The following is a 16,383-nucleotide window of genomic DNA, read 5'->3' on the forward strand; positions in this document are numbered from 1 at the left end:
GTTATTTCTCTCTGGCTCTTGCGTGCTAAGATCAAAGCATGAACAAGCAGCCTAAGGGAGGAACTACCATGTGCAACAAATTTCAAATTGTAGGAAGTCTATTGCGTCCATCTAATTTACTAGAGTATAAACATATAATCGAGCATCGCGATGATATTCGATATCCATTTTATGAGCAAATTCCTGGCTATGAGCAATGTGAAGCTGCTGCGATTGAGCAAATCGTAGCGAAGGAAATTGATAACGGACTCGATATTATTACTGACGGTGAATTTTCAAAATCGATGTGGCACCTTGATTTCGTGTGGGGACTGCATGGAATCGAACGCTATATTGCCGATCATGGCTATTTCTTCAGAGATATCGATGGCACCTCCAAGTACGAAACAAGAAAAGACATCGGGCTTCGTATCACAGGTGAATTAAGCGGTAAAAATCATCATTTCATTACGATCTTTAAGAAGCTTCAGCAGTTGGCTGATGATCGTGAAACGAAGCTTTGCGTGCCTTCACCATCACATATTTATGGTGAATTGTCCTGGTCTGATAATATTGGCAGGGCTGATGCTGTTTATCGTACGCGTGAAGAGCTTAAGCTTGGACTTGTGACAGCGTACAAGCAATTTGTTGAAGAGTTTGCAGCTGCTGGAGGTAAGATCCTGCAATTTGACGATTGCTTATGGGAGCTTTTTGCCGACGATAATCCGAACTCGCCTTTTACGGGAGAGAAGGTTAACCAGGACGAAGTACAAGCACTTGCCGGGGAGTTTATTGAGATTAATAACGAGGTTATCGACTTTGGGCATGAGCTTGGTTTGAAAATGTGGACGCACAACTGCCGTGGCAACTACGACTCACGCAATATGGGTGGCGGCTCGTACGTGAAAATTGCGAACCTGTTCCTTAAGCAGCTGAAATATGACCGTTTCTTCTTAGAGTGGGATGACGAGAGAGCAGGCTCTCTTGAAGCGCTTGCTGTATTCAAGGATAGACCGGAAACAGAAATTGTGCTTGGCTTGTTATCCTCGAAAACAAATTCCCTGGATGATGAGACTCGTGTACTAAAAATGCTTGATGAAGCATCGAAAATTATCGATAAGGATCGCCTATTCCTATCTCATCAATGCGGCTTTGCATCCTGCGATGGAGGAAACGAGCTGACTGAGGATGAGCAGTGGGCGAAGATCAATCAAGGACAACGCATTGCACAGCAATACTGGAGCTAATTGAAAATCCGCAGTATGCAAGAGAGTATCTCTTGTGTGCTGCGGATTTTTTTATATATTTCGGGATAAGAATGTGAATGAATCTTAAAAAATGACAACGCTTTCTTAAAAATGTTAGCTTATGGAAGGTTATTTTGCAAAGCTATAATGATGGAGAAGGAGGGGGTTGTATGGCATTGGAAAGATCAGTCGATCACAGTGTTCGGTTTAGCGAACGACGCACACAATTTTTCAAACAATTAAAAAAGCAAAAAGTTCTTCACCTTTTTGTAGGATTAGGAATGATTTTTTTACTAATATTCGCTTACACTCCGATGTTTGGGATAGTTATGGCTTTTAAAGATTATTCCATATCTACCGGGATTAAAGGAATATTCACAAGTGAGTGGGTTGGACTTAAGCACTTCAATGAATTCATTAACGATTATCGTTTTGGTGAAATCGTTCGTAATACCCTTGCTTTAAGCTTTCTGAAGGTACTGTTTACTTTCCCAGCTCCAATTATACTTGCAATTTTACTGAGTGAGGCTAAAAACCTTCGTTTTAAGAAAGTGGTCCAAACGGTTAGTTACCTGCCTCATTTCATTTCTTGGGTAGTAGTGGCAGGTATTGCATTCTCCTTCCTGTCCGCTGATATAGGAATGATCAATAAAGCTTTGATCAGTCTCGGTATAATCGATAGGCCGTTAGATATTTTGACTAACGCTGATCACTTCTGGGGGCTAGCAGTCGGAAGCGCAGTATGGAAAGAGGTTGGATGGTGGACGATTATTTTCCTAGCTGCTATAGCTGGGATCAATCCTACATTGTACGAAGCAGCTCAGATCGATGGCGCAGGAAGACTTGCACGAATTCGGCATATTACGTTTCAAGGTATGAAAGGAACGATCGTTGTTGTTCTTATTCTTACAATTGGAAGCATTTTGGGAGGCGGATTAGTAGGCTCTAATTTTGAACAAGCGTTTTTATTTGGAAATAGTATAAATAATTCCACATCCGAAATTGTTCAAACATATGCGTTTAAGGTTGGGCTTCGGGATGGTCGCTTTTCATATGCAGCAGCTATCGATCTTATTCAATCTATCATATCTGTCGTCTTAATTTTTTCAAGTAACTATATTGCAAAACGCGCTTCAGGATCAAGCTTATTTTAGAATGAGGAGTGGAGATTATGGCTTTGAGTCAAAGACAAAAAGACCGGATTATGGATAGCTTGATCACAGTCATCCTATTCGTCATTTTTATAGTTATGTTTTATCCGTTTTACTATGTGTTAATTCTATCCTTTAATAAGGGAACGGATTCCCTTACAGGAGCTATTTACTTTTGGCCAAGAGCATTCACTCTTGAAAACTACGAACGTTTTTTAAGTGACCCTCATTGGTATAAGGCTTTTCTTGTAAGTGTTATGAGAACGCTTTCAGGTACGGTTCTAGGTGTCTTGTTTACTAGTCTTGTAGCCTATGGCTTGTCGCATCAACAATTGTTATTTCGTAAAACCTATTTCACGATTATTATCTTCGCCATGTATTTTTCAGGCGGATTAATTCCTTATTATGTTGTATTGCGCTCGATAGGATTGCTCAACACGTTCGGCGTATATATCATTCCTTCGATGCTAAGTACGTTCTTCTTGTTAATCGCGATTTCCTTCTTTAGGGATATACCAGGAGAGCTTAAGGAATCAGCTCATATAGACGGCGCAAATGAGTTTGTTATTTTTTATAAGGTTATTCTTCCTGTATCGATGCCGCTTATTGCAACGATGTCGTTGTTCACTGGTGTAGGTCAATGGAATTCATGGCTGGATTCAGCTTACTTTGTGCAGTCGGAAAATTTAAGAACGCTAGCCTTTCGTATGATGGAAGTTATTAATAAAAGTAACGCACCTATGGATTCAATTGCGATAGCAAACAGTGCTTCAGCTGGGGTTACGAGCTACTCGCTTCAATTAGCTGCAATGGTTATATCTGTCTTGCCTATTGTCTGCGTATATCCGTTTCTGCAAAAATACTTTGTTCAGGGCGTTATGCTGGGCTCGGTAAAAGGTTGATTCTGTGGTATTAGAGCAAGCTTGCTTGCTTTGATATATAATTTGATTCATGGAGGGGTTGTTTGATGATGAAGATAAAGAAAGGTCTGTTACTATCGTTGTCAATGGTTCTTTCGTTTTCTTTGCTAGTGGCTTGTGGTAGCAACAATGCGAATACGAATGAAAACGATGGCAAGACATCAACAGGGAATGGTGAAGTTAAGGAGCTTTCGCTTTTTATTGATGCTCCGTGGTATCCTGTCAGTGAGTGGAAGGGCCCTATAGCGGAGAAAATCACTGAAAAAACGGGTGTGAAATTAAAGGTAACGGTCGCTGCTGATGACAGACAACTACCGCTTATGATTTCCTCAGGTGACTTGCCGGATCTGATCTTTACTTATTCTCAAATTGATCGGTTGTCGGATTCAAGTTTATCATACCCATGGAATGAACTGATTGAACAATATGCACCTGATTTTGTAATTGATAATACGAGAATTGCCATTCATACAATGGACGATGGGAATTTCTATACAGTAAGAAATTCCTTTGCTACGCAAGAGGAAATGGCCGCGAATAAATATGCAATTGGCAGTGATGGCAATCCAGGTATTGCGGTTCGCGAGGATATACTGAATGAATTTGGCAACCCGTCTCTAAACTCCGTAGATGATTTCGTAAATGTTTTAGCTATGGTGAAGGAAAAGTATCCTGATATGGTGCCATTGATTATGGATAAGGACTGGATCGAACAATATTTCCTGCAACAATTTGGAGTGGAAGCACTGCTGGATGGATGGTATGAAAGAGATGGCAAGATCGAATACGCGATTAAGCAGCCAGAAATGCTGGAGTTCTTTAAATTCATGAATAAATTATACCGTGAAGGCTATATTCTAGCTGAAAACTTTGCATACACCAATGATCAAATTGATGATGAGTACGCCATCAGTGGAAAAGCATTTGCTCATAGCCATACCGTAAGTGTAGCTGACGCCAACAACACAAAAATCAAAAACAATGGTGGTACCTATACATTTAAAATGCTGCCAAGCGCATTATCTGAAGATGCTAAAATTGTAAGCACAGGACTTGGGTTCGCGGGTACATTTATTACTAAAAACAACAAGGACCCTGAGGCTTCAATCAAATTCATCGAATACCTAGCTAGTGATGAGGGGAAAAAGCTAACCATGTTCGGTATCGAAGGCGAGCATTGGACATGGAATGAAGAGGGTTATCCTAATTTGAATTATGATCCATCAGATGGGGACTTTGTTAACAGTAACGGCATCAAGTGGTGGTATCTGTACAATGATGGTGTGACTGAAGGGCTGCAAGGCTACGTTCCTGGTACACAAAAAACTCAGGCCTTACTGCAGCGAAAAGAGATTACACAATATAAGCCTGAGATTGGACTTATTCAAACACAACCAGACTCTGAAGAAAAAACAATTAAAACAAAAGTCGATGAGATGATTAAAAATGAGAAAGTAAAAATCTATCTCGCAAATTCAGAAGAAGAAGCGATTGCTAACTATGAAAATATGATAAAAACAGCCGATCAAATCGGACTACCACAGCTGGTTGAATGGGCGAATGACATTTATCAAAAAAAGAAAGAACTATTTATTAAATAACCTGTTACATCGGTAGAGGGACCTTGTCTCTCTACCGTTTTTCGAACTTCCGTCTGTATTGATCATTCTTCCATGTTATATTAGGTATACCAAGTGACATACAAGTGCTAGGAGGAGTAATGGTGAATATTACTCGGAAAATAACGCTAGGTTATATTATTTTAATATTCATACCGGTAATGGCATTTGGTTACCATTATTATACTCAAATACATGGAAGCTTAACGAAGCAATACGCTGAAGGTCGTCAAAAGATATTGGAACAAGCCTACTCAAATATGAAAATGGACTTCACTCGTATCGAGTCGATACATCGAGTTTTGCAATATAATTCTTACGTTACTGATTATCTTGATGGCGTATATGACACAGAATTAGAAAATGTGTATTCCTTCATTCGCTATATACGGCCGTTATATGCACAAGCGTTATTTGCCAATCCTGAGATTGATTCGTTATTGATCTACACGAAGGGCGCGGACATATTTACAATAACCGATCATTTTGTTGAGTGGGAATTTCTTGATTCCCAAATAGAAGAGTCACTAAGCACTCTAAAACCTGGTTCCGGGTTATGGGTTAGAGTTGACCCGGATTCTTTACATTCTGAGCTAATTTATTACCAGCATCTTTACAACACACAGTTTACTGAAATAATCGGACTATTGGAAATTAGAATTAACGATTCATTTATAAAAAAGTTTTTTGAAGCTGCAGGAGTACAGGCTCCATGGGAGGCTTTTTTCTTAGTAAAGGGTGAAGTTGTTGGCAACCTTCCCATGCCAATTCATGACAGTGTTTTCGAGTTAGTGAATTCGGAAGCGGATACATTTATCATTGACCGTCAAAATGTAATCAATCAACTGGTGCTTGAAGAGCTTGGCGTTCATGTCTTCATAGCTGGTAAAGTTGACGATGTATTTCATTCCTTAACAAGGTCTGAAGTGATCGTGATTATCATTCTATTCTTGCTGTTAGTAGGATTATCACTCGTATATTATTGGCTGGCAACGTCTATTACGAAGCGTATTCTAAAATTAGCAAGACATATGCGTACGTTAAATGAGGATAATTTACGTCAAAGCATATTTAAACAGAAAAGCTCCAAGAAAAAGGATGAAATAGGCTTCCTGATTGAAACCTATAATTCTATGCTGCATCGTATGGACGAACTGATTAACAATGTTCATCGCGCGGAGCTGCTTAATAAAGAGGCTGCCTATAAAGTTTTACAAGCACAAATTAAACCGCATTTTCTTTACAATACGCTTGAGACAATTAGGATGCTCGCTGAAACGAATAATGATAAAGAAGTGGCGGATATTTCATTTTGGTTTGGCAAGCTGATGCGTTATAGCTTATCCTCTGAGCAAGATGAGGTAACATTGGCACAAGAGATTGATATGGCAAAGTTTTATTTGCAAATTCACAAAACACGACTGCAGGACAGATTGACATATGAGATTGATGTTTCTATGGATGCCGCAAAGGTTATATGTCCGCGTTTCATTATACAGCCTCTGATAGAAAATAGTATCAATCACGGAGTATCCGCAGTAATACGTCCTGTTCATATTCGACTTGCAGCTAAAGAGCTGGAGGAAGAAATTAGATTGTATGTGATGGACAATGGGAATGGTATTCAAGCAGAGAAATTAGTAGTGCTTCAATCTTTACTCCTGGGTGGAGATAAACTGCGAGAATCTGCGACGATAACGGGTGTTGGATTGATAAACGTGAATGATAGAATTAAAGCTTTCTTCGGCGGTACGTCCCGTCTTGAGGTGCACAGTGAATTTGGTAAGGGGGCGAGTTTCTGTATCATCATTGATAAAAGGAGGGGGAAGTAAAATGAGACTACTAATTGTGGACGATGAACCATTGATATTGCAAGGTCTGATCAAAGTCATCAGAAAAGTCGCTCCTGGAGGAACGGAGATTCGAGAAGCTCACAATGCAGTAGAGGGACTTGAGGTTATGAAACATTATATGCCTGATATTACGATCACTGACGTAAATATGCCTGAAAAAAACGGATTTGAGTTGATAGAAGAGGCAAGAGAGCAAGAGCTGTGTAATCGTTTTATTATATTAACAGGATACGATGAGTTTGAGTACGTACGAACAGCATTGCGAGTTGGTGTTATTGATTATATTCTGAAGCCAATCGATCAAGAGGAAATCGCTGTATTGCTTGAACGTGTCAATAAAGAGCTGCCCCCTGCTAATGATACAGATTCTCGTCATGCCAGCAGAATACTAGCCTATATGCAGGTTCATTTTCGTAAGGATCTTTCACTGGATCATATTTCTGACATGATGAATCTGCATCCGAATTACATTTGCAGCTTGTTTAAGAAGGAAACAGGACAGACCTTTGTCAACTATTTGAATGGAATTCGAATTCAGGAAGCAAAAAAATTATTGGCCTCTGGGAGCGACATCCCGGTTAGTACAATAGGGGAAATGGTTGGCTATGACAACAAGCACTACTTCACGAAGGTGTTTAAACGATATACAGGCACAACCCCAGGTGAATATCGCAAGAGCGCGAGTGGCGAAGCAGACTGCTGAAGGAAACAAGCGATATGTGCAATGAAAAAGGGAGGAATGGTCATTGATTCGTTCATGTCATTTGGATGAGGTTACATTAATGGATCATGATGCAGCTGTTCGCCGTCAACTCGTTAAACAGTATATCGTCAATTTCGAGCTGGATAGGTTGCTGCACACGTTTAGGCTAAATGCAGGCTTACCTTCTCATGCTAAACCATTAGGAGGGTGGGAGGCTGAGAATTGCGGCTTAAGAGGTCACTTTGTCGGACATTTTCTATCTGCTTGCGCGAAGCTTGCTTATGCTGATGGCGATCCACACTTAAAGCTGAAAGCGAATACAATTGTTGATGTGTTGGATGTCTGTGCTCAGCCCAACGGGTATCTTAGTGCCTTTGAAGAAGGTGTATTGGATGTGTTGGAGCAGGAGGAAGACCGCAATGTATGGGCGCCGTACTATACGCTGCACAAAATTATTCAAGGATTAATTGATTGTTATCACTACTTGGGCAATGCAAAAGCGTTGACCTTGGCACTCGGTCTGGCTCATTACATTAACAGAAGGTTTGAAAAGCTATCCTCTTGGAAAATCGACGGTATACTGCGATGCACTAAGCTTAATCCGGCAAATGAATTTGGCGGAATAGGAGATTCCTTCTATACCTTATATGACCTAACAGGTGACGCGAGCCTGCTTCGTCTTGCGCATCAGTTTGACAGAGATTATTTCATATCTCCACTTGCCTCAGGGGAAGACGTTCTTAATAACCTGCATGCCAATACGCATCTACCGATGATTATAAGTGCCATGCACCGATATGAGATTACGGGTGAGGAAAAGTATAAGCTTGCAGCGATGAACTTTTATCATTTCTTGCTAGGGAGAACATTTGCCAATGGCAACAACAGCTCTAGGGCAACACATGCTATACAAGGGGCGGTATCCGAGAAATCAGAGCATTGGGGAGCGTATGGCAGATTGGACAACAGCTTGACTGGTGGTGAAAGTGAGAGCTGCTGTGCGCATAACACGGAAAGAATGGTTGAGCGATTGTTTTACTGGACTCAGGGGGTTAACTACTTGGATCATCTTGAATCGCTGAAATACAACGCCATTCTTAACAGCACAAGCAGTGAGACTGGTCTATCTCAATATCATCAGCCTATGGGCAGCGGAGCTTGCAAAACATTCAGTGAACCTTACGATACCTTCTGGTGCTGCACAGCATCCGGAATCGAGGCAATGAGTGAATTGCAAAAGAACATCTGGTTTAAAGGAACAGACACGTTATTACTGAATGCCTTTATCTCATCTACTTTATATTGGAAGGAAAAAGAAGTAGAGATTTCACAGCAAACAGCTTTCCCAGACAGTCTTACCTCAACGCTTGTCATAAGCACAAAACATGCTGTAGCGTTCACCTTGATGTTAAAGGAAAGCACTATTGTTGACGTAAAAATAAATTCATCAAGCATCGAATATAAGAGGGAGAGCGGATTTATCCTCATTGAGCGAGTATTCCATGATCAAGACACCATTCAAATCGAAATTGCAGCACCGTTACGTTTCGTTCCATTACAAGGCAATGAGCGTTTGGTTGCTGTAATGTACGGAAACGTATTACTTGCCCAATTAGGAAGCGAACAAAAGTTGGTCGGCATATCAAAAGAAAATTTGTTGAGTAGATTCGTAAAATGTGAAAAGAATCAGCTTGAATTTGTATTAACAGACGACCTTGGACATAAAGCGGCATTTAAACCGCTTTTTCGAATTGAGCAGGAACAGTATTCTGTATACTTGGATCTTGCTGGACGCTTGTCGCACAAGCGTCGGTTTATGCCGGCAACAGATGGAAGTGCAGCGTATGAACAGGCATGACGCGATATAAACAGAAAAGTTCGAAGTTTCCATAATCGGAGGGGATAACATGAAACCTTGGAGAGATTACGTACTAGGCGACATGATTGCACGCTATATAAAAGATGATCAGAGCAGTACAGTCGGGTTGATTCTATTACCGAATACGATGGCATCTGAAGTGCGCCATAAATACGAGATGGTCGATTCATTGGTGCAAATTAAGCTGCTTGGCGATGCATATCCAAGTGGATTTGCTCATGGTCATTCCATGCGCAATAGTGGAACGCTTGATAAACTTGAATTTCAAGATCAGCATGTAATAGAGGGGAAGGATCGTAAAACGATTATTTCTACTTGGAACTCTCCTGATTCCTATAAAGTAGAGCATCATTTCATATGGTATACCGATTACAACGCTATAGAATCCTATGTCGTCATAAGAAATAAAGGTGAACGCCCAATAACAGTAGAGATGCTATCTTCATTTTCATTGACGGGAATTACACCTTTTGCTGAAGATGACGCTTCTGACACTGTTGTACTGCATCGCGTGTTAAGCTCCTGGTCGGCAGAGGGACGATTAATGTCAAATACGCTTGCAGAATTGAACTTGGAGCCTGCATGGGCCCCATTTGGGAACAGATGTTTGCGCTTCGGACAAGTAGGCAGTATGCCTGTTCGTGAGTTTTTTCCAACTGCATTTTTAGAAGATACTCGGGCAGGCGTAACGTGGGGAGTTCAGATTGCGCATCCAGCTTCCTGGCAGATTGAGCTTGGCAGAAGAGATCATGCGTTGTACCTCTCAGGTGGCTTGGCGGATAGAGAATTTGGTCATTGGTATAAAACGATTGGAATAGAGGAGTCATTTCAGAGCCCAAGCGCTTTTTTGACTACTGTAGCAGGAGATGTAGATTGTGCAGCAGAGCGTTTGACCGCCATTCAGAACAGACCGTTGGCGCAGTTGCCAGCAGTTGAGAATGACTTGCCTATTATTTTTAATGATTATTGTACGACATGGGGATCTCCCTCCGCTTCGAATCTGTACGCTATAGCGGAACAGCTTAAGGGGAAAGGGATTCAATATCTCGTCATTGATTGTGGATGGTATAAGAGCGACACATCCAATTGGTTTAACAGTATGGGAGATTGGGAGGTCAGCCGTAGTGATTTTCCTAATGGACTTGAAGAAACGGTTGAGCATATTAGAAAATGCGGCCTGATTCCAGGGATTTGGTTTGAAATGGAGGTCTGCGGCGAAGCGTCAACAGCGTTTCATAATACGGAGCATCTGTTGAAGCGAGACGGATTTCCCATTACAGTTGGCAGAAGAAGATTTTGGGATTTCCGCGATCCGTATGTGATCGAATACTTGAGAGAAAAAGTAATTCAATTTATGAAACAACACAGGTTTGGATATTTAAAAGTTGATTATAACGATAGTCTTGGAATCGGCTGCGACGGTTCGGAGTCTCTTGGAGAGGGATTACGAAGTCAAATGCAGGCCGTTCAAGATTTTTTTAGGTTAATTAAGAAAGAAATTCCCGATATCGTCATCGAAAATTGCGCTTCCGGGGGACATCGATTAGAGCCTTCTATGCTTGCCATTACAAGTATGTCGTCCTTCTCTGACGCACATGAATGCGAAGAAATACCGATAATTGCTGCTAATCTCCATCGCGTCATATTACCAAGACAAAGTCAAATATGGGCTGTGTTAAGAAAACAGGATTCGCTGCAACGTTTGGTCTATTCGTTAAGCAGCACAATGCTTGGCAGGATGTGTTTGTCTGGAGATATTCATGAGCTGAGTCATGAGCAATGGAAAGTTGTCGAGCAAGCAATCAAATTTTACAAAGATGTCGCACCAATCATTAAAGAAGGCACTACTAGAAGATACGGAAGCACCATTACTCGATATCGCAAGCCTGAGGGCTGGCAAGCTATTATGCGTACGTCCAATGATCATCATCAGCTACTAGTCGTCATTCATACATTTGACGGTGCTTTAGCTCCAACCATCACGTTGCCACTACAGAACGATCTACATTATGAGATAACGAGTACATTCTCGGAACAGCATGTAGAGGCTCATATCAATGATGAATCGCTTACAATTCGCCTACACGAACCATTTTCAGCAGCATGTCTTCAGCTTTCGGCTTTAAAGTTGGAAATTTAACACCAAACTTAAGATGTTGTTATAGAGTAGCGGCATGACTACGATATACAATAAAGACGCCAATTATGAAAGCGCTTTACAAATGGTGCAGAAAGGATCCATCTACGCTATTGTATTCGTCTTTCGTGCTGGTCAATTATTTAGGAGGTGTCGAATGAAGAAGAAGTCTTGGATTTCATTAGTTGCAACAGGTCTCATTTCTATGGTTTTGGCTGGATCTGTATTTGCTAGTTTTGTTTTCTGGGAGCCACTAACCTATTTTAATTCTCAGACATGGAACAAATCGAATGGTTACTCAAACGGCGGGATGTTTAATTGCACATGGCGCAGCAACAATGCTAGCTTTACGAACGATGGTAAGTTAAGGCTTGGATTGACGAGCTCTGCTTATAACGTATTTGATTGCGGTGAGTATCAATCCAAGCATACGTATGGTTATGGTTTATACGAGGTTAGCATGAAACCTGCCAAAAATGTAGGGATTGTATCATCCTTCTTCACGTATACAGGCCCGTCTTATGGAACGCAGTGGGATGAGATTGACATTGAATTTTTAGGCAAGGATACGACAAAGGTACAATTCAATTACTTCACCAATGGCGTTGGCGGCAATGAGAAAATTGTTAATCTCGGCTTCGATGCTTCACAGGGCTTCCATACTTATGCTTTCGATTGGCAGCCTGGCTACATTAAATGGTATGTTGACGGCGTGTTAAAGCATACTGCAACAACCAATATTCCACGTACGCCAGGAAGAATTATGATGAACATTTGGAACGGCAAAGGAGTTGATTCTTGGTTAGGATCATATAATGGTGCGAATCCGTTATATGCTGAATACGATTGGGTCAAGTATACAAGTAATTAAAGGTTAACAAGGCTAATGCTTTAACTTGGCTGTGACAGCACTAATGTTGCCGTAGGGGTCCCGAACAATTAAGCTAATCATGTGAAATTTTAAATAAGAACCCGATCTATAACGAAATTCTGTAAAGCATTTCGTCAAATAGTTCGGGTTTTTCGTTAGTTGAAAGTCCAATCTGTTTTCTTGTTGTACCCGCAATTCCGCATACTGTCCTTGTTGTTGGAAACACTACCAATTATACATAAATTAGGATAAGGGATTTGACTAATGACTGCGAAGCTAAGTGAGTATAACGAGAAAAGGAATTTTGATATTACCTTAGAGCCAACAGGGAGAACAGAAGCTTCTGAAGATGGTCTCAGATTCGTCATTCAGCACCATATGGCAAGAAGAGAGCATTATGATTTTCGTCTGGAGTGGGAAGGTGTTCTGTTAAGCTGGGCTGTACCGAAAGGCCCTTCCTATAATACACGGGATAAGCGGCTTGCTGTTATGGTGGAGGATCACCCGCTCGAATACAGAAATTTCGAAGGCACGATTCCCAAGGGACAGTACGGCGGTGGAACCGTTATGCTATGGGACGAAGGCTACTGGGAACCACAAGGGGATGTGGACGAAGGGCTTCGTAAAGGTGAGCTGAAGCTTGTACTGAGAGGAAGACGGCTGAAGGGAAAGTGGGCGCTCATTCGCTTGAAGCCTAAAGCTGGCGACGACAAGGACAACTGGCTTTTACTAAAGGAAAGAGATGAATATGTCCAGACCTCTAGCGGAATATCGGAGTATACGACCAGCATTAGAACGGGACGTACAATGGAGGAAATCGAGCGAGGAGAAGAGGAGAAGCTAACAAGAAATCCGTTCAATAAGGTCGAGGTTCAGCTTGCCAAATTAGTTCAGACCATTCCCGAGGGCGAGGATTGGCTTTATGAGTTGAAGTACGATGGCTACCGAATTGTTGCCTTCGTGGAGGGGAATACCGTCCGACTCATGACGAGGAACGGCCATGATTATACGAGTCGTTTTTCAACCATTGCAACTTCTGTCTCCGACCTTGCCGCTGGAAGATCGATGATTTTGGACGGTGAAGTTGTCATTACTGACGAAGCGGGAAAGACGGATTTTCAGGCGTTGCAGAACTATATGAAGAATCCGAAGGGTCAAAGCCTGACCTATATCGTTTTTGATCTGCTTGCGCTGGATGGTGTGGATCTTCGGCGGAATCCCTTGATCGAGAGGAAGGAGCAACTGGAGCAATTGCTGGAGAATGCTCCAAGCCATCTATACTACAGCCGCCACATCGAGGGTAACGGAAAGGAAAGTTTTGCAGTGGCCTGTCAGACTGGAATGGAGGGGGTCATTGGTAAAAGGGCAGACTCCAAGTATAGCGGTGGGAAAAATGGTGAGTGGATTAAGCTGAAATGCGATAGAAGGCAGGAGTTCGTTATCGGAGGCTTCGTGCTTACCGATAAAAAAACGAGCGGGATAAGCTCGCTTCTGCTAGGTGTCTATCAAGGCGATGAATTCGTATATGTTGGTCGCGCAGGTACAGGCATGAGTGAGGCTGATGTGAGAATGCTAGAAAAGGAGTTTGAGCGCCTGATACGAAAGGATTCCCCATTCAATCAAGCACCGAAGCCTAAATCCAGCGAAAGGTTTACATGGCTGGAGCCAGAGCTGGTTGCGGAGATCAAATTTGCCGAATGGACGAAGGAGCAGCAGCTAAGGCAGGCAAGCTACAAGGGCTTACGGGTAGATAAGGACCCTCGGGAGATCAAGCGGGAGGAAGCGGAAGAAGAGAGCCTTCAACCAGCCCCACCCAAACAAGGAGGCAGAGCTAAGAAAGCCAGCATCGTTATTGAAGGAATTAAAATTACAAACCCTGATAAAGTAGTATTTACCAATCCTGACATCACCAAAGAAGACGTGATTCGGTATTATGCTAAGGTTGCCAAGCATATGCTGCCGTACGTAGGCCACAGAATTCTTACTGTGGTGCGCTGCCCAAGAGGAGTCGCGAACACCTGCTTCTACAAGAAGCATCCGGGTGCCGATAGCAAGGGAATTGTTCCCATCCCTATAACGACTGGCAGTGGAAGTACGGAGGATTATTTTTATATCGAGAACGTGTCCGGGCTGATTTACGAGGCGCAAATGGGCACGATGGAATTCCATACCTGGGGAAGCCGGATCGATAAGCTTGAATATCCTGACATGATGGTGTTCGATCTAGACCCCGATGAAGGCATGGAGCTTGAAAGAATTAGACAGGGAGCAAAGGACGTAAGAAGTATTCTTGAGGAGCTCTCGCTGAAATCATATCTTAAAACGAGTGGAGGAAAAGGCTACCATGTTGTTGTTCCCTTCCAACAGGCGATGACATGGGATCAGTTTCACAATTTCGCCAAGCAAGTCGCACAGGTGATGGAGCAAAAGTGGCCTGATCGCTATACGAGCAATGTAAGAAAGGCCAGCCGTGCCGGCAAGATCTTCATCGACTGGATACGAAACGGCAGGGGGGCAACAAGTGCTGCTGCTTATTCTATACGAGCAAGAGAAGGAGCGAAAGTATCGATGCCGATCTCGTGGGACGAGCTCGATACTGTAGAACCGGATGGCATTACGATGGCAGATGCACTATTGAGGCTTAATGGAAGTGATCCGTGGGAAGATTTCTTCAAGCAGTAACTGGCAGGCATCACATAGTCAGACTCGTGAGACGAAGAACATCATCATATAGTCGGGTAGTAACCACAACCGAAACTAAACAAAGAGGGGCGCAGCCCCTCTTTGTCTAATTCAAATTTATACAATATCTTAGCTCTTCCGATACCGAATGGAATCCAACTGATTCGTATAGAGTCAAGGCAGATTGATTAGTCGTTACGACCATCAGAGCAGCGTTTTTCAAACCATTAGCCTTGAGATAGGTTAAGGCTTCTGTAAGCAAATACTTGGCAATACCGCGCTTTCGCCAGGGCTCTCGAACGAAAACATCCTCGATTACGCCGTAATCCTGTTCTTGCCACGCCATTAATCCCCCCACAATGATCCCTTTATATCGAATGACCATCGCCGTCCATAGCTTGTTTGTTTTATGCTCACATAGCCGATTATGACCCAGTGGAGTGTCAGGCCATATCTCTCCTTCTATGGCAAGATACTCTCTCTCCTCGTCAGCTGTCTCCATCTTCCAGTGCGAGAATTGAAATTCCTCAGGGAGCTTTAATTCAGAAATGGGTTCCTTCAAATCTCGATTCATATGATACGAACGGTACAGATTACGATACCCTTTATCAATAAAAAACTGATTGTTCGCTGCTTCAGACGAGTCGTTGCCGACACATAGAATCGTCCCATATTCTTTCGGCAACTCATTCATTAATTCATTCGCTCTTCTGAATAGCTGCTGATAGATGGTCTCTAGTAAAGCAACGTCGTTTTCTCTATCGGGTACGGTTTTAAGGTTCACATATATAGAGTGTTTGTTCTCTTGTGAACGATTGGGAGGTACGACGTTAATTATGCTGACCTGCCCTTTAGCGATCATTTTCCCTTGCTCAAATGCACAATAGACATTGCACCAGTTAGCTTCGTCTCCGACCCACCAAAATACTGCATGCTTATTTATCGTAACAGATTGGTATAGCTCGCCAAGCAATGGCATGTCTTCGCTTTGAAAAAGACGAATAAGTACGTTTTTAGATAATGATTGGCTCAAATGAGTACCCCTCTCGGTAATAGAGGGCTTCGCAGTTTAGAGGGCTAGCTATGCGAATTTCCCCTTTATAAGATGGCCCTTTACGCTCAATTGTTTATTCAAAATCAAACGCCTCCTTTACTGTGATTATTAATAAGGTTACCATATATTGGTTGTATTAATCGACGTAATGTACAGTTATATTTATTTTTTACTGGCGACATTGTACGTTCAACCTATTCAGCGAGTGCCAACGTAATACTGCTAGCCTGAGCATTGCAGTTGGCTGCAAGATGCAATATGAAAATAAGTCCTTTCGCACCCCGATCA

The 16,383-nt window shown here is 42.2% G+C and carries 11 protein-coding genes; 10 read left to right on the forward strand and 1 reads right to left on the reverse strand.

Going from position 1 to position 16,383, the window contains the following annotated elements:
* The first annotated feature begins 68 nt into the window (after nucleotides 1–68).
* The 10 genes from ACFP56_RS17300 to ligD all read left to right on the forward strand — a co-directional run bounded on the left by ACFP56_RS17300 (nucleotide 69) and on the right by ligD (nucleotide 15,041).
* Complete coding sequence (locus ACFP56_RS17300) at nucleotides 69–1,226, forward strand: cobalamin-independent methionine synthase II family protein (protein WP_379236867.1); 1,158 nt, start codon at nucleotides 69–71, stop codon at nucleotides 1,224–1,226.
* 170 nt (nucleotides 1,227–1,396) lie between these two features.
* A complete protein-coding gene (locus ACFP56_RS17305) occupies nucleotides 1,397–2,380 on the forward strand; it encodes an ABC transporter permease (RefSeq protein ID WP_379236869.1) in 984 nt (327 codons plus the stop codon).
* A gap of 17 nt (nucleotides 2,381–2,397) precedes the next feature.
* A complete protein-coding gene (locus tag ACFP56_RS17310) occupies nucleotides 2,398–3,279 on the forward strand; it encodes a carbohydrate ABC transporter permease (protein ID WP_379236871.1) in 882 nt (293 codons plus the stop codon).
* Between the two features lie 65 nt (nucleotides 3,280–3,344).
* Entirely contained in the window at nucleotides 3,345–4,898 is a 1,554-nt protein-coding gene (locus ACFP56_RS17315; RefSeq protein ID WP_379236873.1) for an extracellular solute-binding protein, read from the forward strand.
* 122 nt (nucleotides 4,899–5,020) lie between these two features.
* The gene (locus ACFP56_RS17320; RefSeq protein ID WP_379236875.1) at nucleotides 5,021–6,748 is read left to right on the forward strand and encodes a sensor histidine kinase; all 1,728 of its coding nucleotides are present in this window, start codon (nucleotides 5,021–5,023) and stop codon (nucleotides 6,746–6,748) included.
* A gap of 1 nt (nucleotide 6,749) precedes the next feature.
* Nucleotides 6,750–7,472: a response regulator transcription factor gene (locus tag ACFP56_RS17325; RefSeq protein WP_379236877.1), complete on the forward strand. Its 723-nt coding sequence runs from the start codon at nucleotides 6,750–6,752 to the stop codon at nucleotides 7,470–7,472.
* Between the two features lie 43 nt (nucleotides 7,473–7,515).
* On the forward strand, nucleotides 7,516–9,330 hold the full coding sequence (locus ACFP56_RS17330) for a beta-L-arabinofuranosidase domain-containing protein (protein ID WP_379236879.1): 1,815 nt from the start codon (nucleotides 7,516–7,518) through the stop codon (nucleotides 9,328–9,330).
* Nucleotides 9,331–9,379: 49 nt separating this feature from the next.
* Nucleotides 9,380–11,491 carry a glycoside hydrolase family 36 protein gene (locus ACFP56_RS17335; protein WP_379236881.1) on the forward strand — a complete coding sequence of 704 codons (2,112 nt, stop codon included), beginning with the start codon at nucleotides 9,380–9,382 and terminating at the stop codon, nucleotides 11,489–11,491.
* Between the two features lie 154 nt (nucleotides 11,492–11,645).
* Nucleotides 11,646–12,359: a beta-glucanase gene (gene bglS / locus ACFP56_RS17340; protein ID WP_379236883.1), complete on the forward strand. Its 714-nt coding sequence runs from the start codon at nucleotides 11,646–11,648 to the stop codon at nucleotides 12,357–12,359.
* Nucleotides 12,360–12,623: 264 nt separating this feature from the next.
* Nucleotides 12,624–15,041, forward strand: a complete 2,418-nt coding sequence (gene ligD / locus ACFP56_RS17345) for a DNA ligase D (RefSeq protein WP_379236885.1) — start codon at nucleotides 12,624–12,626, stop codon at nucleotides 15,039–15,041.
* 106 nt (nucleotides 15,042–15,147) lie between these two features.
* Here ligD and ACFP56_RS17350 read toward each other — a convergent pair whose 3' ends face one another.
* On the reverse strand, nucleotides 15,148–16,074 hold the full coding sequence (locus ACFP56_RS17350; protein ID WP_379236887.1) for a GNAT family N-acetyltransferase: 927 nt from the start codon (nucleotides 16,072–16,074) through the stop codon (nucleotides 15,148–15,150).
* Nucleotides 16,075–16,383 lie beyond the last annotated feature (309 nt).

Origin of the sequence: Paenibacillus septentrionalis, assembly GCF_042659865.1 — a bacterium.
Classification (GTDB): domain Bacteria; phylum Bacillota; class Bacilli; order Paenibacillales; family Paenibacillaceae; genus Pristimantibacillus; species Pristimantibacillus septentrionalis.